General features: G+C 31.4%; 21 protein-coding genes. 1 reads left to right on the forward strand and 20 read right to left on the reverse strand.

All coding sequences use genetic code 11. The features are described 5' to 3' along the window. Positions 1-188: 188 nt before the first annotated feature. From GQF29_RS17785 to nifJ, 13 genes are all read right to left on the reverse strand, one after another. Positions 189-440 carry a helix-hairpin-helix domain-containing protein gene (locus GQF29_RS17785; RefSeq protein WP_054689185.1) on the reverse strand — a complete coding sequence of 84 codons (252 nt, stop codon included), beginning with the start codon at positions 438-440 and terminating at the stop codon, positions 189-191. Further along, entirely contained in the window at positions 440-880 is a 441-nt protein-coding gene (locus GQF29_RS17790; RefSeq protein ID WP_054689204.1) for a hypothetical protein, read from the reverse strand. Before GQF29_RS17790 ends, GQF29_RS17785 begins: the two co-directional genes overlap by 1 nt. 41 nt (positions 881-921) lie before the next feature. Further along, the gene (locus GQF29_RS17795; protein WP_160340860.1) at positions 922-1,782 is read right to left on the reverse strand and encodes a hypothetical protein; all 861 of its coding nucleotides are present in this window, start codon (positions 1,780-1,782) and stop codon (positions 922-924) included. A gap of 11 nt (positions 1,783-1,793) precedes the next feature. Further along, on the reverse strand, positions 1,794-2,162 hold the full coding sequence (locus tag GQF29_RS17800) for a DUF4180 domain-containing protein (RefSeq protein ID WP_054689189.1): 369 nt from the start codon (positions 2,160-2,162) through the stop codon (positions 1,794-1,796). A gap of 259 nt (positions 2,163-2,421) precedes the next feature. Then, the gene (gene phnX / locus GQF29_RS18460) at positions 2,422-3,204 is read right to left on the reverse strand and encodes a phosphonoacetaldehyde hydrolase (protein WP_054689192.1); all 783 of its coding nucleotides are present in this window, start codon (positions 3,202-3,204) and stop codon (positions 2,422-2,424) included. A gap of 3 nt (positions 3,205-3,207) precedes the next feature. Next, entirely contained in the window at positions 3,208-4,299 is a 1,092-nt protein-coding gene (gene phnW, locus GQF29_RS18465; RefSeq protein ID WP_202086410.1) for a 2-aminoethylphosphonate--pyruvate transaminase, read from the reverse strand. Positions 4,300-4,301: 2 nt separating this feature from the next. Beyond that, positions 4,302-5,075 carry an ABC transporter substrate-binding protein gene (locus GQF29_RS17810; protein ID WP_236916462.1) on the reverse strand — a complete coding sequence of 258 codons (774 nt, stop codon included), beginning with the start codon at positions 5,073-5,075 and terminating at the stop codon, positions 4,302-4,304. Between the two features lie 11 nt (positions 5,076-5,086). Beyond that, positions 5,087-5,287: a hypothetical protein gene (locus tag GQF29_RS18755; RefSeq protein ID WP_236916463.1), complete on the reverse strand. Its 201-nt coding sequence runs from the start codon at positions 5,285-5,287 to the stop codon at positions 5,087-5,089. After that, positions 5,284-6,912 (reverse strand): ABC transporter permease subunit, encoded by a 1,629-nt coding sequence (locus GQF29_RS17815; protein ID WP_160340861.1) that lies wholly within the window; start codon positions 6,910-6,912, stop codon positions 5,284-5,286. Before GQF29_RS17815 ends, GQF29_RS18755 begins: the two co-directional genes overlap by 4 nt. Positions 6,913-6,914: 2 nt before the next feature. Beyond that, the gene (locus GQF29_RS17820; RefSeq protein WP_160340862.1) at positions 6,915-7,676 is read right to left on the reverse strand and encodes an ABC transporter ATP-binding protein; all 762 of its coding nucleotides are present in this window, start codon (positions 7,674-7,676) and stop codon (positions 6,915-6,917) included. A 123-nt stretch (positions 7,677-7,799) separates the two neighbouring features. Next, positions 7,800-8,219 (reverse strand): MurR/RpiR family transcriptional regulator, encoded by a 420-nt coding sequence (locus tag GQF29_RS18760; RefSeq protein ID WP_236916464.1) that lies wholly within the window; start codon positions 8,217-8,219, stop codon positions 7,800-7,802. Further along, a complete protein-coding gene (locus GQF29_RS18765; RefSeq protein WP_236916465.1) occupies positions 8,220-8,666 on the reverse strand; it encodes a MurR/RpiR family transcriptional regulator in 447 nt (148 codons plus the stop codon). Between the two features lie 211 nt (positions 8,667-8,877). Then, positions 8,878-12,396 (reverse strand): pyruvate:ferredoxin (flavodoxin) oxidoreductase, encoded by a 3,519-nt coding sequence (nifJ, locus tag GQF29_RS17830; protein ID WP_160340863.1) that lies wholly within the window; start codon positions 12,394-12,396, stop codon positions 8,878-8,880. A gap of 228 nt (positions 12,397-12,624) precedes the next feature. Between nifJ and GQF29_RS17835 the strand changes: the two genes are divergently transcribed. After that, positions 12,625-13,866, forward strand: coding sequence for a 6-phosphofructokinase (locus tag GQF29_RS17835; protein ID WP_117598764.1), 1,242 nt, complete (start codon positions 12,625-12,627; stop codon positions 13,864-13,866). Between the two features lie 177 nt (positions 13,867-14,043). Here the strand turns inward: GQF29_RS17835 and GQF29_RS17840 are convergent, their stop codons facing one another. From GQF29_RS17840 to GQF29_RS17870, 7 genes are all read right to left on the reverse strand, one after another. Beyond that, positions 14,044-16,212, reverse strand: coding sequence for a transglutaminase-like domain-containing protein (locus tag GQF29_RS17840; protein WP_117598763.1), 2,169 nt, complete (start codon positions 16,210-16,212; stop codon positions 14,044-14,046). Continuing rightward, positions 16,209-17,045 (reverse strand): DUF58 domain-containing protein, encoded by an 837-nt coding sequence (locus GQF29_RS17845; RefSeq protein WP_236916466.1) that lies wholly within the window; start codon positions 17,043-17,045, stop codon positions 16,209-16,211. Before GQF29_RS17845 ends, GQF29_RS17840 begins: the two co-directional genes overlap by 4 nt. 143 nt (positions 17,046-17,188) lie before the next feature. Then, positions 17,189-18,118 carry an AAA family ATPase gene (locus GQF29_RS17850; RefSeq protein ID WP_054689198.1) on the reverse strand — a complete coding sequence of 310 codons (930 nt, stop codon included), beginning with the start codon at positions 18,116-18,118 and terminating at the stop codon, positions 17,189-17,191. Between the two features lie 93 nt (positions 18,119-18,211). Then, positions 18,212-19,366: an ABC transporter permease gene (locus GQF29_RS17855; protein ID WP_117598762.1), complete on the reverse strand. Its 1,155-nt coding sequence runs from the start codon at positions 19,364-19,366 to the stop codon at positions 18,212-18,214. After that, entirely contained in the window at positions 19,353-20,474 is a 1,122-nt protein-coding gene (locus tag GQF29_RS17860; protein ID WP_008789447.1) for an ABC transporter permease, read from the reverse strand. The genes GQF29_RS17855 and GQF29_RS17860 overlap by 14 nt, the downstream gene beginning before the upstream one ends. 3 nt (positions 20,475-20,477) lie before the next feature. Next, positions 20,478-21,416, reverse strand: a complete 939-nt coding sequence (locus tag GQF29_RS17865) for an ABC transporter ATP-binding protein (protein ID WP_008789446.1) — start codon at positions 21,414-21,416, stop codon at positions 20,478-20,480. Positions 21,417-21,490: 74 nt separating this feature from the next. Next, positions 21,491-21,910, reverse strand: coding sequence for a hypothetical protein (locus GQF29_RS17870; protein ID WP_008789445.1), 420 nt, complete (start codon positions 21,908-21,910; stop codon positions 21,491-21,493). Between the last annotated feature and the right edge of the window lie 9 nt (positions 21,911-21,919).

The following is a 21,919-nucleotide window of genomic DNA, read 5'->3' on the forward strand; positions in this document are numbered from 1 at the left end:
AATCAAAAAAAGATCTACCTGAATACTTGATGTCCATTCATAATTATTCTTAATCCAATTTACAAATAGAAAATAAATCCAATAACATTTCTATTTTAAATATCATAAAATACGATCAAGCTGATTTATTCATTTAATGAAACTCAAAAAAAGAATGTATAAAATCACATTCTTTATTCATAAATCTTCTATTCATCATTTTTCCAATACCACCATTTTAGTTTATCTGGATCATGTTTCTCATTTTCTGCATAATAAACAGCCAACCGAAAGACATATAATAAACATCTGTCTTCTTGATAACCTTTATAATCACAAGATTTTATAAATAAGATTTCCGGATCTTTTCCCTTCAAATCAGCAATACAATGAATACCGATGTGAAACAAATCTTGTTCAATGCTTTTCCCTATTCCTGGAATCTGTTGTAAATCACTCATCAATTTCTCTTCGCTATATATGTATCAACTTCTACTGCAGTTAATTTTCTCACTTGTGTATGAGGAAATTCAAGATATTGACTTTTTTGATATATTGGTTGCATTAATACACATTTCTTTTGATTGTTTTTTTGTAAATAAATATATAAATCTTCATTATTGACAAATATCTTATATGACTTTCTGCCTTTATCATTTTCTATTTCATAGATACCACAATTTGTTTTCATTGTATAATCAGCAGTTCTTAAATATAGTTTTGCTATATCAAGTGACTTAAATGGAAAGTTCCACCTCTGCAATCCTCTTTTTGGTTCCTTTTCAATACAGATACAACGGCCACAAGTTCCACAAATATATTGAGTATGATTTTTTAAACATTCTAACGGTTTCAACAACGGTGTTATTCTTGGATCTTCACTATAACATTCCTGACACATCTCACTCTTCCTTTCTTCATTCATCTCTATTAATAACAAAACTATTTCTGAGCAAACACATATGCAATCCATTGAGAAGAAGACCTTCTTGTCTCAAACGATTTATATCCTTTATGACTATAAATATAATCAATTTTCCATTGATGAGGTTCTACTTCTTTTCGTTTAAGCAGTTCTCTTAAAGCATGACAGCGCTTATCATCCCAGAGGTTTCTTTGATTAGCTATATAAACCAGATCAGTAAGTGATAACATATATGCTTGCGGAAACATAATATCAGTTATATGTACACTGATTGGCTTTCCATTTGATAATCTTTGAAACATGTTATGTTTAAGCATATATTCTGTTCCTAAATCAATAAAATATTCTACTTCCTTATCTTTATGCTGAGTCATCTTTGCATATGTGATAAGTGCCCTTACTGTTTTTCCTATGCCAATATAACAAGGTGTTGCATGCATACAGCCACCATGCTTACAAATCCCATCATATGTCCATGCTGTTTTTTGATTTCTTTCAAAAACTTGATATTTCTTGATCCAATTCAAAGCATTTTTAACTTCTTGTGATTTTGCTAGCCCCAATCTTACATATGCCTCCATAAGCATAGCATTATAACAGGGCACTATATAATGAAGGCTCCCTGTATATGAAAATCCCCAAGGTGTAGATAATTTATTTGAAACAAAATTAAGCATTTTATTTGTGTAGTCCAAGCGCTCAATATAGGGTATTTCAGATAAACAAATCAATCTAAAAATATTAAAAAAAGCATTTTCATCATAATCTTTTGTTAATTTTTCAACAACCCTTGAACGCTCGAGGAAGTCTTGAATTTCTACATCAGAAAGTTCTTTACATTCATCATAATATCTCCTTAAAAGTAATGCAGTATCCAATTTTACCCCTCCTATGATACATTTATCAACTGATAAATTGCTTCTTCTTTTGTACTTACAAAGAAAAAATTCTTTCCATGGTTAGATTCATAAACAAAATCATGAAATGATTGACTCATATACTGTCTAAAATCACCATAGATAGCAATTTTTATATGATAATTAACAAACTTTTGAAGAATTTCTCCTGCTAATCCTGTTTTTAAATGATAAAAATCATCAGCAAAGGCTTCTTGATTAAGAACAATCCTTTCAGCATTGGTTTCATATTGAACAGACATAACAAATTCTAATGCATCCTGAACATCTTTCATAATAACTGTATCGCTTGATACAACTGCAATAATTATATCATTATGTATAACACTTTCAATTTTCATTATTCCCTCCCAAGAATATCCCTATTATTACAGCAAATATTTATATAAAACAGCTGTTTATGATGATACCCTATAACCTTATAAAATCATACACCTATGCAACAAGATGATTTTTTTAAAGTATATCATGTTCAGTTGCATATATCAATATAATATGCAACTTTTCTATGAAGATAAATCGTTTTTTCCTAATAATAATTTTCATTATATGATTATGATATCTAAATTCAAAAAAGGCCAATCAAGGCCTTTTTATCTCTTATTCAGTTTCTAATTTTTCAATAAGTTCAGGCAATTCACTTAAATTCATAATAACAGCATCTGCTCCATTATCAATATATGTCTGCTTGACTTCTGTAATAGCCATCATCTTTTCATCTTGACTCAACAACTGATATTCTTCTTCACTATATCCCATTAAAGAACTTCCTTCTATGACACCAACAGCATAAACACCAGCATTGACTGCTTCCTTGATATCTGATACAGTATCTCCAACTTTGATTATATGCTGAACACTTGTTAAATGTAAGTTCATCATATTCTTAAATATCATATAAGGATATGGACGGCCAAAGTGTTCAGTTGCATCAGGTGAATACCAGCAGTCTGGTTCATAACCTTGTTCTTTCGCACTTTTTAAAACAGGCTCCATCATCATATCAGTATAACCAGTCGTCGATCCAATCTTTAGTCCTTTCTTACGTAATTTTTGGACTGTCTCAATGACATATGGTTTGATTCTTGTATGTTGTGTGATTCCTTCCATCAATGTTTTTTCAAAAATATCATAAATCTGATGAACATCTTCATCAGTATATGAACGCTGATAAACATCTTGAAATTCTTTTTTTAATGAATCCATTTCTAACATTGTTTTGATATGATCAATCTTTAACATGCCCATTGGTTGTCTGATTTCATCAAAAGTCGGATGCAATCCATAAGCTTCAAAAGCATCATGAAATGCTTGAACTGGTGCAAAACATCCATAATCAACTGTTGTTCCTGCCCAATCGAAAATCACTGCCTCTATTTTCATTCTTTATACCTCCGCTAAGAAATCACGAATAATATCACATAAGTTTAAGATATCTTCTTCATAGATTTCTCCAATATTTCCAATTCTAAATGTTTCGGCTGTCGTTAACTTTCCAGGATAAATAGCATATCCTCTTTTTTTAATATAACGATACATATCAGAAAAAGCAAAATGTTTATTTTCAGGGTAGTAGAAAGTTGTAATAATTGGTCCTTGATATTCAATATCAACATAACTTGCCATACCCATTTCAGCCATTTTTCGAATTAATAAACGATTGTTGTCATAGTAACGTTTTGATCTCGCTGCAATGCCACCTTCTGCCAACATTTCATCAAGTGCCTTTGAAAAAGCAAGGACAACATGAGTTGGTGAAGTAAAACGCCATTTCCCATCCTTTTCCATCGTTTTCCATTGATCGTATAAATCCAACGATAAACTTCTTGCCTTCCCTTGACTTTCCATTAACAATTGTTTATTTGCAATAATAAATGAGAATCCTGGAACCCCCTGAATACATTTATTGGCACTACTAATCAGAAAATCAATACCTAATTTTCCAACTTCTATATCAACGCCACCAAAACTACTCATTGCATCAACAATAAAGACTTTTTGATGTTCTTTCACAACTTTCGCAACGCTTTCAATATCATTTAAAATACCTGATGTTGTTTCACTATGCACCATAGCAACATGTGTAATTGAAGGATCTTCATCTAATATTTGAGCCACTTTCCTTGCATCTGGACTTTCGTTCTCAGCAAATGATATCAATTCATAAGGAACATGTGCATGCTCACAAATATCCTTCATTCTATCACCATATGCCCCATTAGCAATAATCAAGAGTTTTTCATCATCACCAATCACACTTGTTATCACTGATTCGACACCAAAAGTCCCGCTTCCCTGCATCAAAACAACTGTATAGTCATCTTGAGAAACATGCGCTAACTCTAAGAGCTGGTCTCTCATTTTTAAAGTGATTTGCTTATAATCATCATCCCATGTACAATGATCAAATAACATTTCCTGTTTCACTGTAGGTGTTGTTGTTAAAGGTCCAGGTGTTAGTAATTTATAATTCTTCATTCTTATTTCTCCTTACATTCTTCTGATAATTTTTGATGTTTCTTTAATAAGTCTGCTGTTAATTTTTCTTTAAAAACTTTTGGATAGGCAGATTTATAAGCTGATGAAGATGTTTCACCTTCGTATAATGGATTGGGATAAGTTTCTAACAATTCTTTTCTGCCATTGTCTATAATACATTGAGCCATCTTCATTGCTAATTTTTGATGATCACTGTCTTTTTTATTAATAACTGCAACCGATTCAGTGAGATTAAAATTTCCTTCAGTTGGATCAATATAATCAATTGGTAATCCTGATGTTTTATCTCTAACTGCTTGATGTCTTAAACCAAACCCAATCGCAACTTCTCCAGCTCTAACCTTTTTGATAGGTCCTGATCCAGATTCTTCAATATGCGCTCCTGCATTACTATAGATGCCTTTTAAAACATCCTTTGCTTCCTCTTCGCCATATTCACTCACAATTGCTTGAATCAGCAACCAGGCTGTTGATGAAGAGGAAATATCAGTCACAGATATCATATCTTTATATTCTGGCTTTGCTAAATCTTTAATACTTTTTGGAGCATTTATACGATTTGTTTTTAATTCTTCAGTATTGACAATCATTGCACCTTCTTGTGAAGTGATTGGTGTATAAAAACTTGGATAGTCTTCTATTGATTTTGTATCAAAATCCAAATCAACAAACATATCATTTTGTGATTGTGCACTTTCTAAATAGAATGAACTCATTGTAACCAAATCAGCTTCAATATTTGTTCCTTCAGCCAATAGTTTCCCTCCTAATTCACTTGTTCCAAAAGTTTGAAATAAGTATTGCCCTCATAACCGTTCTTGTCTAATGCATTCTTCATCGCTGTAACAGCTTCGTCATCCGCATTAGAATAAATAACGACTTGATTAGCTGTAGATTGACAACCAGTCAATAATGTTGCACATAAAAGTACCATAGCTAATATTCCCTTTAATAATCTTGATTTCATTTTGTTTTCTCCCTTTTCTTTCGATGTGTGAAATAATAGAACAATCCCTTTGCAATAAAATTTATAATGAAAATAAAGATTGATAATACAAAGATTTCATTAAATTTTGCAAAGTGTTGAAGTTCCTTAATTTTTGTTGTCATAACCATTGTTCTTGCACCTGCAATAAAGATAACTGCACTGACTGTCACCATAGCATTAATAAAATAATAACTAAAAACTTCTAAAAGAGATGATAAAGCATTAGGTGTAACGACTCTCAGGATAGTTTTTAGCCAACTATCTCCCATTAATCTTGCTGTTGTTTCATAACCAGCATTCATTTTCATCAATGAATTCTTCATCATGAAATATGGAGATGAGAAAAAATGAACAATATTACAAACAATGATAATGATGAACGTATTTTGAAGGGGTGATCCTGAAAATATCAATAAATAAGCAATTCCAATAACCATCCCTGGAACTGTATTTGTGACCAAAGCTATTGTTTCAATTATTTTCTTCAACCGAGAATGAATGGCACTTCTGGCAACAGCCAAAGCAGCACCATAAACAACAAGTGTTCCAGTCACTGCTGTCAAAATAGCAACAATCAGCGAATTTTCGATAACACCTATAAGCGTTGGTTCCTTTAGGACGGCTTCTATGTGTGTCAACGTTAATGACATATCATAAGGCCACATCTGGATAAATGGAATGATGAAAATAACTGTAAATATAGCAAGCACAAACACATTTATCATAAGTCCAATCAGGCTCCAAAAAACATCTCTGAAAGTATTTTTCTTAAATTCAATTGTTGATATTTTGTTATAGCGAATGTTATATTTTTCTAAGTAGTGAAGCAATGCAATGCTTAAGACTGATGGCAATAACATTATCATTGCAACAACTGCACCATTTGCAAAGTTAGGAATACTCCCTAACATTTGATTATATAGAACGCTAGCAACAACCTCAAACTGTCCACCTACTGACGCCGGAATTCCAAAATCAGTAAAACTAAGAAAGAAAGCCTGAATAAAAGCTGCGGCCAAAGTTCCTAACATAGGCTTTAAGAGTGTCATGATAAATGTTTTGAATGAATTATCATTCATCAGTTTAGAAACAATAATAAACTTTTTATCAATGTATTCCATAGCATTGTGAATGAGCATAAAGGCAATAGGTAATGTATAAATAACATAACCCAGCAATAAACCATTCATGCCATAAATATCAAAGAATTGATGACCAAAGATTTTTGTCCATAAACCCTGTTTTCCAAATGAATATATAATTGCAAATCCATAAGTGATTGTTGGCAACAACATAGGAAGCATTGTCATATTCTTCATAAACTTTTTTAATAGCAGAGGAATATTGGTATAATGAATAGCATAAGCCATCATAAAAGCTAATAATGTTGTAATCAATGCACTTAATCCCGAGACAAGGAAACTATTCTGTAATGCTGTTAAAAAGCCTTTTTCTCCAATAACCTGAATGTAATTAGCAAAGGAGAAGTTTCCTTGACTTTGAAAAGATTGTATAAGTAATGAGCCAAGTGGAAGAACAAGGAAACAAGCAAAGAGAACAATAACAAACCAGTATATTGCTTTGATTTCAAAGTTCTTTTTCATATTTATACCATTTGTTCTTGCATAGGACGAAACAATGCAAATATATTTCTTCTTTTTATTTCTAATTGATTTAATATAAAGTCCTGTACAAAATCACAACTTGGTTGATTTAAAATATCTTCTGGTTTTCCATATTGAGAAATTTGACCCTCATTAATGATTAAGACACGATCTGATAATGTCAAGGCTTCTTCTGGATCATGAGTGACAATAATTGTTGTTAAGTTATACTCCTTTGCAATCATCTTAATCCTTTCTTTAATAGATTCCTTTATGACACCATCTAATGCACTTAATGGTTCATCCAGTAATAAAATCTTAGGTTTCATAACCAACGTTCTGGCCAAGGCAACACGTTGTTTTTGTCCACCAGATAATTGATCAATACGTTTATTTAAATGTTTTTCTAAGCCTAGCAAATGAACGAGTTCCTGAACTTCTTCTGGTGATGAAATATGTGGTTTGTTTTTTAAACCATATGTTATATTTTCATAAGCAGTCAAGTTTGGAAATAATGCATAGTCTTGAAAAACGATATTAAAACCGCGCTGTTCCATAGGTACATCTGTAATATCCTGATCATTAAAAAGAATTCTCCCACTATCAATATCTGTAATACCAAGAATAAGATTTAATAAAGTTGTTTTTCCACTCCCTGATGGTTCTAAAATAGAAACAATCTCCCCATTGGGTATATCTAATGATAAATCATTAAGAATATGAACACCATCAAATGACTTTTGTATATGTTCTAATTTTAACATTTTTTTCCTCCTGTCCTTATCGACACTTGCATTATGCCAAGTTCTTAAATATTTTTCTACGCATTTTTCTTTAAGAATTTGTTAAGGATTTGTAAAGTCAAAAAGACCATAGATGTAGTTTTTCTACATCTTTTGGTCTTCTTTTTGGAATCCTCTTTTTTTAATAAGTTGACTATATGTATCTAATTTTTTTGTGTATTTTTGATAATCACAAAATAAAATTCCAACATATAACATATCAATTATACTGGTTTGTTTTGTTCGTGAATAAATGGCATCTCCATATAAATATTGTTTTTGACTTGTATATAAGGAAACTTCACCATATTGATGAATGAATGCATTCTCAAAGTTACTTATTGTTATTGTATGAGCTCCGCTCTCTTGTGCTAATTTCAATGTTTCAATTGTATTAACAGAATTACCTGAATAAGAAATACCAATTGCTATATCATCTTGACCAAGATTTTGAGCATGAATATTTTGCAAATAATAATCATTATAGTAATGCACATCTTTCCCTAAATATAACAGTTTTGTCATTCAATCACTAGCTACACTCGCTGAATTTTCAACAGCATAAATACTAATATGCTGTGCACTATGTAACATCCTCACGGCTTTCTCAAAAGATTCGACAGAAATTGATTTTAACGTGTCTTCAAGCATTTGAATTGTTGTTGCAATCATTAAAGATGGAATATCCTGTACTTTACTCAGTTGTGTAATATCAAAGCCATAAAGTACATGAGTATGAGTTTCATTTGATTTTATTAAACTATATTTCAACTGTTTAAATCCCTTACATCCAATCGCTTTGACAAAACGCATAATAGTTGGTTGTGAAACACCAACTTCCTTTTCAATAAATGTCATTGATAATTTTTCAATACTGTCATTATAATCAAGAATATAATCAGCAACCTTTTTTTCTGATGGACGTAACTGATTATAAACAGTTTGAATTTGAAACTGTATTGTCTCTTCCATAATTTCCTCCTTGTAGAAAAACTACATTTTTATTAATTTTCTATACTCTTATTATGTAAAATTTTATTCATTACATAAAATCTTCATACGTTAAGAAAATGTAATATTTATATTAAGGAAATCATATAGACACAAAACATTTGATAAAACTAGTTTTCTATGAAATAAAAAAGGCATATTTTCTTATTAAAATATGCCTTTCCTTATTTAATTATTCTGAAACCATGCGATCTAAACGTGCACGACGTTTTTTAGCATCTTTTTCACATTTTGTCATTAATTCTTCAGCGTGTTCAGGATTAACTTTTGCTAACATTGCAAATCTATTTTCATTTAATAAGAAATCTTTGAACTTAGTGAAATCAGGTTCTTTAGAATCAATTTGTAATGGATTCTTTTCTTGATCTTCTAAACGTGGATCATATCTGAATAAGTTGAAGTAACCACATTCAACAGCACGTTTTTGTTCAATTTGATGATTTGCTAAACCACCTTTAATACCATGTTCAATACATGGAGCATAAGCAATAATTAATGATGGTCCATCATAAGCTTCTGCTTCTTTCATAGCTTTAATTGTTTGCATTGGGTTAGCTCCCATAGAAATTTGAGCCACATAAACATGTCCATATGCCATAGCAATTTGAGCTAAATCTTTCTTAGAAGCTGCTTTACCTCCAGCAGTGAATTTTGCAATTGAACCAGCTTGTGAAGATTTAGAAGATTGTCCTCCTGTATTAGAGTAAACTTCTGTATCAAGCACTAAGATATTGACATTTTGATCACTTGCTAAAACATGGTCAACACCACCGTATCCGATGTCATATGCCCAACCATCTCCACCGATGATCCATTGTGATTTTGTAACCAATTCACCTTTCATATCTAATAAAGGTTTGATACCTTCACATTTTGAAGTTTCAACTAATGATACCAATTGATCATAAAGTTTTCTTTCTTCTTCACGTTGACCTTTTACACCTTCATATTGAGTTAATACGTCTTGAAGTTCAGGTTCACAATCAGCTTTGTTATCTCTAATGATTTCTAAAATATGTTTAGCCATATAGTTTTCAGCTAGTTTCATACCAAAACCATATTCAGCATTATCTTCAAATAATGAGTTAGCCCATGCAGGTCCTTGACCATTTTCATCAACTGTACATGGAGTTGATGGTGTAGATCCTGAATAGATTGAACTACATCCTGTTGCATTAGCAATTCTCATATCTTTACCAAATAATTGAGAAGCCAAACGGTAATATGGAGTTTCACCACATCCACCACAAGCTCCAGAAACTTCAAAGTATGGTCTCATGAAACCAACACCTTTAACAGTAGTTAATGGATAACGATCAGCCTTATAAGATACTTTTGTATACATATAATCAGCTAATGGCGCATGATCCAATTCTTCTTTTACTGGTACCATAGTTAAAGCTTTCTTTCCTGCTTTACCTGGACATTCAGTGACACAAAGACCACATCCAACACAATTATCAGGTGAAACTTGGATACGGTATGCCAAACCATCAACATTCTTACCAATTGGTTTTAAGACATCATCATGGATATCTTCTGGTAATGCATTCATTTCTTCATCATTTAATAAGAATGCACGAATTGTTGCATGTGGACAAACCATAACACAGTTATTACATTGGATACAGTTTTCTTTTTCCCAGCGAGGAACTTCAACTGCAATTGCACGTTTTTCTTTTAAAGCAACACCTGATTGCATAGAACCATCTAACTTATCCATGAAAGCAGATACTGGTAAATCATAACCATCTAATGAATTAATTGGTGATACAAAGTTATCAAAATGATCATCACCTGTACGTTGACGTGTCTCATTAACTGTTAAATTAGCCCAATCAGCAGATACAGGAACTTCTACAATTGCATCTTTTCCAGCATCGATTGCTTTATAGTTTAATTCAACAATAGCGTCACCTTTTTTACCATATGTTTTCTTAGCCATTGCTTTCATATATTCAACAGATTTCTCAATTGGTAAAATTTGTGGATTTAATGCAAAGAAAGCAGATTGAAGAATTGTATTTGTTCTTCTTCCCATACCAATTTCACTTGCAATTTTATTTGCATTAATGATAAAGAATTTAGCATTCTTATCTGCCAATTGTTTTTTCAAACGATTTGGTAAATAATCAACAACTTCTTTTTCATCAAATTCAGTATTTAATAAGAATGTTCCACCCTTTTTCAAATTCTTCAACATATCGAATTTGACAACATAGTTATCTAATGAACATGAAATAAAATCAGCATTATTAACATAATAAGTTGCACGAATTGGAGTATGTCCAAATCTTAAGTTAGAACGAGTTGCTCCACCTGCTTTTTTACTATCATAAGCAAAATAAGCTTGTGAATATAAATCAGTATGGTCCCCAATAATCTTAATAGAAGATTTATTAGCAGATACCGTACCATCAGATCCTAATCCATAGAATAAACAAGATGTGTAATCAGCATCAACAGTAAATTCATCATCTTCTTTTAATGACAAATGAGTGACATCATCATGAATACCAATTGTAAATGAATTAAATGGATCAGTTTCTAATAAATGATCATAAACACCTTTAATTTGACGAGGTGTTGTATCTTTAGAACCCATACCATAACGACCACCAATGATATTGATATCTTTATCTTTTAAAACAGCAACAACATCTAAGTATAATGGTTCACCAGTTGATCCGATTTCTTTCGTACGGTCTAAAACAGCAATTTTCTTAACTGTTTCTGGTAAAACATCTAATAAATATTTTGGAGAGAATGGTCTATATAAGTGAACTTTGATTAAACCAACCTTTTCTCCATTTTTCATCATTTCATCAATTGTTTCTTTTACAGTTTCTGTTACTGATCCCATTGCAACGATAACTCTATCTGCATCTGGTGCTCCATAATATGTAAATGGAGCATATTCTCTACCAGTAATTTCAGAAATCTTTTTCATATAATCAGCAGCAATTTCTACAACAGCATCATAATGTTTATTTTGAGCTTCTCTACCCTGGAAGTAGATATCATCATTTTCAGCCCCACCACGTTCAATAGGATTTGTGTGTGGATTCAATGCATTGTCTTTAAATTTCTTTAATGCTTCTTTATCTAATAAACTATCTAGAACTTCATAATCCATAACTTCTACTTTTTGAATTTCATGAGATGTTCTAAAACCATCAAAGAAATGAATAACTGGTACACTTGCTTTAATTGCTGTTAAGTGAGCAATTCCACCTAAATCCATAACTTCCTGAACACTATGAGAACAAATCATAGGGGCACCAACTTGACGACAAGCATATACGTCTTGATGATCACCAAAAATATTTAACGCACGTGTTGCAAGTGCTCTTGCAGCCACATGGAATACACCAGGTAACAATTCACCTTGAATTTTATAAAGGTTTGGAATCATTAATAGCAAACCTTGTGAAGCAGTAAAAGTTGTTGCTAGAGCACCACCTTGTAAAGCTCCATGAACAGCCCCTGCTGCTCCAGCTTCTGATTGCATTTCAATAACATTTACAGAAGACCCAAAAATATTCTTCATCCCTTGAGCAGCCCAAGCCTCAGCGTTTTCTGCCATTGGAGAAGATGGGGTAATTGGATAGATACTTGCAACTTCACTAAATGCATAGGCCACGTGCGCAGCTGCAGTATTTCCATCCATAGATAAATACTTTTTAGACATAATTTTCTTTCCTCCTATATATCTATAGTATACTCTTTTCTCTTGTGAATTTCCATATCAATTTATTTAAAATCACTGGGAAGTATATGCTAACTCCCAAATATATCCATATGTTCACAAAACTACTAGTTCATTTTCATTTGAAAAGCACGTAATCACAAAAATAGACTTTTTTTTCCATAAAAAAAATGATAGAATATTGAAGAATAAAGACAAAGGAGTTCATTCATGAAAAAAAGAAACTGTTTTATTGGACAATCAGGTGGTCCAACAACTGCTATTAATGCTTCATTAGCTGGGATTATTGCAGAATGTATTGATACTCAACAATTTGCTCATGTTTATGGGATGATTAATGGAGTCAAAGGTTTATTAGAAAATAAATATATGGATTTACTTGAAATCTTTAAAAGCACTGAAGATTTAAACCATCTTAAGCATTCTCCTGCTATGTATCTTGGATCATGTCGCTATAAATTGCCAGAGTTTCAAGAAGATCCACAAACATATCAATTGTTATTTCAATTATTTAATGAATTAGAAATCACTGATTTTTATTATATTGGTGGAAATGATTCAATGGATACAGTTGCTAAACTATCAACATATGCGAAAACTATTGATTCTCATATTCGTTTTATTGGCATCCCAAAAACTATTGATAACGACCTTATGGGAACTGACCATACACCAGGATTTGGATCAGCAGCAAAATATGTTGCAACCTCTATGTTAGAAATAGCTTATGACAGCTCTATCTACAAACTCAACGCTGTCACTATCGTCGAAATTATGGGAAGAAACGCTGGATGGTTAACTGCCGCAAGTGCACTTGCAAGAACAGCATATAGCGATGCACCTGACCTCATTTACTTACCAGAAGTTCCCTTTAGCAAGAAAGCCTTTTTAGAAGATATTCATGCAGTGTTCAAAAAAAAGAGAAGTGTTATTATTGCTGTAAGTGAAGGAATTAGAAATGAAAACGGTGAATTCTTAGACTCAGATTCAAAATATGCAAAGCGTGATGCTTTTGGTCATATTCTTCATTCGGGCACAGGAAAAGTATTAGAATCTATGGTCTATCAAGAATTTAAATGCAAGGTAAGAAGTATTGAATTAAATGTTTTACAAAGATGCGCAATGCATATTGCATCAGCTGTTGATTTAGATGAATCATTTGAAATCGGACGTTATGCGGTGAAAACATCTATGGCTGGAGAAACAAGTGTTATGATGGTCTTCAATCGTACCAGCAATAACCCCTATACTATAGAATGTGATTTTAAAGATGTGACTTCAATTGCCAATCTTGAACAGCGTATTCCTGTTGAATGGATTAATGAAGATCATAATGATATCACGCAAGACCTTTACAATTATCTTTATCCATTAATACAAGGCGAGATTGCAATTACATATGAAAATGGTGTTCCACAATATGCAAACATAAATCATTTAAAAAACAATTAAGAGGTTCAACCTCTTTTTTTATTTCAATATCATTGCTTTCTATAATAAAAAAATCAGGAATAACCCTGATTTTCAATGGAAGACTTCAAATATATTTTTCACAACAATATTCATTCTCTAATCACATGACCTATTTGCTTCACCAATACTCCTTATTTTTGTAAAGATATCTCTTCTTTATAAATAACCTAATATAAATTTAAAACAAATTTTCCTATAAAATGGCAGAGTCTTATATATTTGGTGTGAGAATAAAGAATAATATTCTTCAACCTCTTTTAATTCTTCATCACTTATTGTATGGGTTGAGAATTTCGCCTTATATGCCAACATTTCAATATCATCCTGAATATATCCTCCATAACGAGAGATACGTTTCATTCTTTGATAATAAAGAATGATTTTTTGATTTGATGATTTATGCCTCAATTTGAGCTTAAATGCTTTTGTTGAAACCAATCTATAAAGGAAAACAATTGCTAAAAAAATAAATCCTCTTATTATATAATCACTATATCCCAAAATACCCTGGTACCAAAGAGGTTCCTGTGTTTCTAATATATCGGAATCTGGTGTCTCTATAGGCGTTTGAGTATCAGGCTGATCTTGATTTGGTGGCTGCTCAGTGTTAGGATTCGTTGCTTGAGGTGTCTCTTGGCTGTCATCTGTTAAATTATCAAGCATTGTACCTAATGAATCCACGCCAGAGGATGAATCTGTTGGTGTCATATCTATCGGTATCCATCCAATTCCATCATAGTATATTTCTATCCATGCATGCGAACGATTATTACGAATTTCAGCTACACCATCTTTAAAATCACTAGATTTCATGACAAATCCGCTGACATAACGTGATGGAATTCCCAGGCAGCGTAACAATAAAGCTCCCGTTGTTGCAAAATGTGTACAACTCCCTTTCTTTGTTTGAAATAAGAAATTTTCAACAAAATCTGCTCCAGCAGGCAATTCTCCTGTCTTTAATGAATATGTTGTTTGCTTTTGCAACATATATTGAACTTGATTTGCTATTTCTATAGGATTTGAATAATTGGTTAAATCTTTTCTCGTAAGATAACCATTATCTTCTAAATTTGAATCAATAAATTGATTTAAATTCTCCCTAAGTTGATCTGGGACATTCAAGTATTCATCCTCGACATATTGCTGATAATCCAAGTATTGTTCACGAGGAAAACTATTCAGTGTTTTTAAAGATTCTATATCATATGCGAAAACATCAAAAAATTCATCCGTTCTTTTAAAATACGAATCAGCAATAATTTCATTTTGTGTATCAGCAAAATATGGAACTAACTGATAACTTGTTGATTTTTTTGGAGTCACTTTAACTTGTTGAAAAATTACATCTGTATATTGTTCTTTTATATAATTTGTATATAGAGTCACAGATCTAGAATCTTCAAAATTTTTAATAACAGGTTGCCATTTATTATTTTCATAATGCGCCAGAGAATATCCTCTTAAATAAGAAGAGAATGGTTCAGAAGATTGTACAGTTAAAGCTATACTATGACTAAGTGTAATATCTCCTGTTGGCAGACCACCATTAATTGAGGGACTTAACCCAGTTCCATTATGACTATCTCCAAAGAACCCATCAAACCAATTGGTTATTTGAGTCAACACTGATGTTGAACTTTGTCTAAAAATTGGATTTGATTCTAAATTTATACTTGAAAAAATGAGAATAAAAGATAAAAAAAGAAGAAAACATATTTTTAAAATAGGTTGTTGTTGTTTTTGATGTTTCAATATTGCACTAAATAACAATTCATATATCAGAAAACCAATAACACAATAACTTGTTATACTATTCAACTGATGTTTTATAAATACTGGAAAAAGAAATATAAATAAACATAACAGTAATTTGATATAAGTAAGTTTCTTCTGTGTAACAGTTGAAACAACTAAATAAACAATGGGAATGCCAATCATAAGGTAGAATAATATCGGAACAATACCACCTACTAATTGAGCATTTTTAAACAATTCATCAAACCGTAAAAAATAATCAAACTTAATGACTACTTTTAATTGATCAATAACACTTTCAAATTGGTAAGATGTATAACTTAAAACAAAACAAACAATCCATCCAATAATAACACATAAAAAACCAGATTTATAACTTTTTAGCATCGTCAAATACACAATACCTGAGAAAATAATGAGTAGAAATAATCCTGATACAAACTCTTCAGGAAAATACAAAGAATAACCTAACCCTCCACTTAAACCAACAACGCCCAAAATAATAATCACAAAGTCTAAGCAGATGTTACACTGTTTTTGAGGTAACTTTAAAATCAAGTTTTTCATTTTTCATACACCTCAATTCCTTGACTAGAGACAACAAAGACACTCAGATAATCATGATTTTGTGCTAAAGCACTTTGATATTTTAAACTCATATCTTTCAATATTCTTTTCATACATTCTCGCAAATGTTCTTGATTTAAAATCAGTTCTGGTACCATCCCCTCAGTATGTGATTGAGGACATAAAATTTCAAAATGAACTTGTCTTTTCAATAATAAAGAACAGAGTGAATAAAACCTATCCAAAGCTTGATTATCTTCTCTCATGTGATGAAGTTCAACAGCCAATAGTATTTTTTTAACAATAGGTTGACTTCCTATTTTTACAAATAACTCATCTTTTTTCAAAGAAGCTTTCCAGTGAATATGTCTCAATGAATCATGTTCATGATATGGACGTAAATCAAAAATTTCCAAATAATCTTCACCTGACTGATAAGGCGAATATTCAGTAGACTCTTGTGTAAATCCAACAGTATTTTCTAATTGCATATCTATAGGTATCAATGATGGAAAGACATAGAAGTAAGCATGTTGATTTGAGCTTCTTTTGAAATGAATACAACCAAGCAAATCAAAGCAATAAATATGATGGATTTGAACATAATAATAACCACAGTCATCAATTGTTAAAGCATCCATGGCGAGTTGATCATAGATTTTCTGTTTGCGACGATAGATGACTTTTCCTAAACTATCAATAACACTATAATCAACAATCAATGAACCACAATGGAACAAACTCTTATCCACTCTTGTAAATGTCATATAAAGATTTTCATGTCGCTCTAGAATAGAACGATGACATGTTACAATGACATCCGTCATTCTCATACTTTTGTAACTCACTATCACAGAAAAAAAGAAGAGCAAGACACCCAATGCAAATAACAAAAACAAAAAATAACCTAACAGTAAGCTCCATACCCCATATAGAAATATCAAGACACAAAGATACTTCATAAGTCCTTTATACATTATTCAATACCTGGCTCTCGAATGTGATCAAGAATATCATCTAACAAACTATAAGCTGACATTTCCTTCATTTTTGCATCATAATTTAAAATGATGCGATGGGCAAGTACCATATGTACAACGTCTTTTACATCTGATGGAATAACATAATCTCTATCATGCATAAAAGCACATGCCTTGGCAACCTTCATAGTTGCTAATGAGCCACGTGGACTAGCTCCCTGTTCAATATATTCATTGTGTCTTGTCGCATCAACAATAGCAACAATATAGTAGTATATTTCATCACTTATGAAAACCTGATCAACCTGTTTTTGAAAAGTTGTCATCATTTGAGGTGTTATTATTGCTTGAATCGTATCTAGCGGATTACTTATCTGACGATTTTTCATAATTTCAACTTCATCAGTAATACTAGGATATCCCAAATTCAATCTAACCATAAAACGATCCAACTGTGAATCTGGCAACAACTGTGTTCCAGCAGAACCAAAAGGATTTTGTGTTGCAATCACAAAGAATGGTTCTGGTAAAACATATGTATTTCCATCAACAGTCATCTTCCCTTCTTCCATTAACTCAAGTAATGCAGCTTGTGTTTTACTAGAAGTACGATTAATTTCATCAGCTAGCAGCAAATGACAAAATGCTATACCTTCCTTATATTCAAAAGTGTTTTTTTGAGGATTATACATCGTAAAACCAACAATATCACTGGGCAAGACATCTGTTGTTAATTGAACACGATGATAATCTAGTGTCATACTCTTAGATAGTGCTAATGCTAAATTTGTTTTTCCCACTCCAGGTATATCTTCTAATAAAATATGGCCTCGTGCCAATAACGTCATGATAATTTTTTCAATGATTTCATCTTTACCAACAACTGCTTTTTTTATTTCTTCAATTACTTGTTTTATTTCTTTCATGCATTCATCTCCTTATACTCATATAAATATAGTATATCTTATAATCATACATTTGAGAATATAATTTAAAAAGAAAAGAGCATTTTCATGCTCTTAAGATTTCTTTAATTTTAAACGACTTACCAATTGAATTAAGATATAAAATAAGACTGCAAACCCTAATATTATTGCCATATTCATTATGATTGGCTGTAACTCAGTCCAAGAATAGCCAGACAAACTAGCAATTTTATTATTGCCATCAATAAACCAGTAAGATGGTGTCAACTTAGCAATATTTAAAACAAATGGTGCTAAAAACTCTTGGGGAACAAATGCCCCTGCAATGAAACTCGTTCCTAACCCAACAACCGTTGATATTCCGCTTACCAATTCACGATTATGTGTAACAGTCGTCAGGAAGAAACTAAAGACAAGTATAAAGATAACCAAAACAAAAGAATTTAATATCAGCAATAGTCCTGCATTGGTTAACATTGTTGCTCCATATAATGCAAAACTTGCTATCACATATAATGACCATACTCCTATGGATGTGATAATATTTCCTAATAGAAGTTGACGATTAAAACTCTGATATGAAATTGATGACACCAAATTTCTACGACGAATTTTTTCTTCATTAAAAGAAATCATCACCATTGAGACAACAACAATAATAATTGCCAGCAACGTATAATTTGCAAAATTATAGAAAGTGGTCGCTTTTGCAATGTTGTTATCAACAACAACATTATGGAAATCAACGTCAGTATGAATATTTAAATCTCTACTCACATATTGAGTCAATTTATCATCTGCTATATCTGCCTTTAAATAAAGTTTAGCAGTATTTAAATATTTATTCATCAAAGTCTTAGAATACATAGAATTATATGAATCTGGCACTTCCATTGTTTCAATTTTCACATCTTTATTGTTTAAAAAATCATCAGTGAATCCTTTAGGAATGATCATAATATAATCAACTTTTCTAAAGAACAATGCATCTCTAAGTTCCTCATCACTATCCTGAATATTAACATACTCAGCATTCTCTTTAATATATTTTTGAAAGGAATTTATAAATGATGATTCTTGATCGTGATTTATAAATGCTATGCGTGATTCACTCGCTTCAAAAGCATCAGTATTTTGAGCACCACTCGTTGAAGATATAGTAGCTATTCCAACAAATATAAGTGTATATACTATAATAATTGGAAGAAAAGATTTTGCGACCTTCAAATAATTTTTAAAGACTATCATATTTTTTCCTCCTTGATAAAAGAACTGAAATCATTGTAAGAATAACTCCCATAACAGCTAATATTGAAACATTTAGCAAGAAGCGCTCATATGTTGGATAGTAATACAAAGCATAAAGTGCATCAGTAATCACACTAACAGGATTGATATACCCTAAAATAGGTACATTTTCCTGAATAATATATTTTAAATCAATCACCATCATTCCTGATAAGAAAGAACAAAAAAGTGATGCTGATGTTAATATAGATATCTTTGTATTCTCTGAACATTTAAATAAATTGCCAATTAAATTACCAAGTGTAATTCCTACATAACTTCCTACTGCCATTAATAGGAGAATATACCCAATTTGATCTCCAAAAGCAATATTTAGTCCTAGTGTTAAATATCCTAAAAGCAATAACATTGCAAGATATTGCATAATAAATGCAGCTATATTTCCTGTTAAAATCATTTTAACTTTGGAAACAGGGGCAACCTGTATACGTGTTCCTTGTCGAGAAAGGTTTGCCTCTATATTAGTGGATACCTTTAATCCCCAGAAACCACCATACATACAAGTCATTCCTATTAAAGTATAAAAGTAAATCACCGTAACATCTAAAGAAGACATTTGACGACTTTCAAAATAATCTTGATTCATATTCAAATCTTCTTGAATAATTTGTACTAATGCTTGAGGATTTTCTTTAGCAATCGAATTCATTGTATGTGTCGTTTGCTGATAACTATCAATAACACTTTGAATAATCGTTTGAGCAATCCCATTTTCTTTTACTGATATTTTTAATGTATTATCAATTGTTAAATACCCATCAATGTCTTCATCAGACAATAACTGTTGTGCCTGTGTTAAAGAAACATATTGAACATCTAATAATTGATCATCAGTTTCTTTAGATAATTCATTTAATAATGATTTTAATTCCTTGTTTTCTTTGACTTCAACAACAGCCAGTTTCGATGGTTCGAATCCTTCACTTGAATTTAATTTTGAAAATGCCAAATTAAAGAAGGTTGCAAGAATTAAGGGAAATAAGAATGTCCAGAACATCATTGTTCTGTCTCTAAAAAGCAGTTTTGCCTGATAAATAAAACTATGCATCGCTTAATCCCTTAACTCTTTTCCTGTCAATTCTAAAAAGACATCATTAAGTGTTGGTCTTTCACTAAAAACACTATTATATTGAATATGATGTTCCCTTAAGACATCAATCAATTTTCCTAAATTATTTTCTTTGGTACAGTAAGAAATATGAATTGTATTTTGGATTTGTTCAACACTTAATATTTCCGGATTCTGACGTAATTCTTCAATCAAATCAATTTCATCTTTTTCAACCACAAGTGTGACTCTCTCTCCAAGTTGAATTTGATTTTTTAGGTCATCATTGGTTCCATGAGCAATGACCTTTCCCTTATCCATAATAACAATTTCATGACATAATTGTTCAACTTCCTCCATGTAATGAGTAGTATAAACAATAGTTGCTCCATTCTCATTTAATATTTTAATCCCTTCTAAAATGTGATTACGGCTCTGTGGATCTACTGCAACAGTAGGTTCATCAAGAAAAATCAAATGAGGTTTATGTGCAATCCCACATGCAATATTTAATCTTCGTAATAATCCCCCGCTTAATTGTTTAGGTTTAAATTTCTTAAATTCTTCTAATCCTACCAATGCAATAGCATCTTCCACATATTGTTGTCTGATTGCTTTATCCTTAATGTATAAACCACAAAAATAATCAATATTTTCTTTGACATTGAGTTCTTCAAATACAGCAACATCTTGAAATACAACTCCAATTTTAGATTTGATATCATATGCACTTGGACTCATTTCCTTATTAAAAATACGAATACTTCCTTCATCAAAATTTAATAAAGAAAGAATGGTATTAATACAAGTTGACTTCCCACTCCCATTGGGTCCTAACAACCCTAAAATTTCCCCTTCTTTGACTGTTAAGTTAAAATGATCTAAAGCAACCAGATCACCATAACGTTTTGTTAAATTCTTAATCTCTATAACATTATTCATTTTGACTCCTCCTTGTCGTCACTATACTACCAAACCTATTCGTTGCACGCTATACATTCTCAGTTGCAGTTACGCTACTTTAAGTTTCTTTTCCGATTTTCTTTGATAATTTGGTTAATTCTCTGTGCTTCACAACCATGAACACAGTAAATAGCAAACCAAACTCCACCAAAGACAATTGTTAACAAAGTAGCTTCTGCTATTACATTCCATAATTCAAATTGCTTATGAAAAAGAAATTTAATAATAAATACAGAAGACATCATAATAACATAACTCGTTATTGCAAAATGCTCTCGTAAAATAGTTATTGATTCACCATAAGTAATAACTACTGCAATAAAAAGACATGTTACAAATATCTGAAAAATACTCCTTACTGATAAAGAAGCCCATTCTCCTGTATATTCAAGACTCATTAAAATTGCATTTAATAAAACAACCAACATAAAAGATGTGCTCATAATTGTTAAAACATACTTTAATCTTTTCATCATACACCT

Origin of the sequence: Coprobacillus cateniformis, from assembly GCF_009767585.1 — a bacterium.
Classification (GTDB): Bacteria; Bacillota_I; Bacilli_A; order Erysipelotrichales; family Coprobacillaceae; genus Coprobacillus; species Coprobacillus cateniformis.

Coding starts and splice junctions, on each gene's coding strand:
- GQF29_RS17785 (WP_054689185.1), bottom strand. CDS start 440: ATGAGTGATTTACAACAGATTCCAGGAATAGGGAAAAGCATTGAACAA.
- GQF29_RS17790 (WP_054689204.1), bottom strand. CDS start 880: ATGTGTCAGGAATGTTATAGTGAAGATCCAAGAATAACACCGTTGTTG.
- GQF29_RS17800 (WP_054689189.1), bottom strand. CDS start 2,162: ATGAAAATTGAAAGTGTTATACATAATGATATAATTATTGCAGTTGTA.
- phnX (WP_054689192.1), bottom strand. CDS start 3,204: ATGAAAATAGAGGCAGTGATTTTCGATTGGGCAGGAACAACAGTTGAT.
- phnW (WP_202086410.1), bottom strand. CDS start 4,299: ATGAAGAATTATAAATTACTAACACCTGGACCTTTAACAACAACACCT.
- GQF29_RS18755 (WP_236916463.1), bottom strand. CDS start 5,287: ATGAAATCAAGATTATTAAAGGGAATATTAGCTATGGTACTTTTATGT.
- GQF29_RS17815 (WP_160340861.1), bottom strand. CDS start 6,912: ATGAAAAAGAACTTTGAAATCAAAGCAATATACTGGTTTGTTATTGTT.
- GQF29_RS17820 (WP_160340862.1), bottom strand. CDS start 7,676: ATGTTAAAATTAGAACATATACAAAAGTCATTTGATGGTGTTCATATT.
- GQF29_RS18760 (WP_236916464.1), bottom strand. CDS start 8,219: ATGACAAAACTGTTATATTTAGGGAAAGATGTGCATTACTATAATGAT.
- GQF29_RS18765 (WP_236916465.1), bottom strand. CDS start 8,666: ATGGAAGAGACAATACAGTTTCAAATTCAAACTGTTTATAATCAGTTA.
- nifJ (WP_160340863.1), bottom strand. CDS start 12,396: ATGTCTAAAAAGTATTTATCTATGGATGGAAATACTGCAGCTGCGCAC.
- GQF29_RS17835 (WP_117598764.1), top strand. CDS start 12,625: ATGAAAAAAAGAAACTGTTTTATTGGACAATCAGGTGGTCCAACAACT.
- GQF29_RS17840 (WP_117598763.1), bottom strand. CDS start 16,212: ATGAAAAACTTGATTTTAAAGTTACCTCAAAAACAGTGTAACATCTGC.
- GQF29_RS17845 (WP_236916466.1), bottom strand. CDS start 17,045: ATGAGAATGACGGATGTCATTGTAACATGTCATCGTTCTATTCTAGAG.
- GQF29_RS17850 (WP_054689198.1), bottom strand. CDS start 18,118: ATGAAAGAAATAAAACAAGTAATTGAAGAAATAAAAAAAGCAGTTGTT.
- GQF29_RS17855 (WP_117598762.1), bottom strand. CDS start 19,366: ATGATAGTCTTTAAAAATTATTTGAAGGTCGCAAAATCTTTTCTTCCA.
- GQF29_RS17860 (WP_008789447.1), bottom strand. CDS start 20,474: ATGCATAGTTTTATTTATCAGGCAAAACTGCTTTTTAGAGACAGAACA.
- GQF29_RS17865 (WP_008789446.1), bottom strand. CDS start 21,416: ATGAATAATGTTATAGAGATTAAGAATTTAACAAAACGTTATGGTGAT.
- GQF29_RS17870 (WP_008789445.1), bottom strand. CDS start 21,910: ATGAAAAGATTAAAGTATGTTTTAACAATTATGAGCACATCTTTTATG.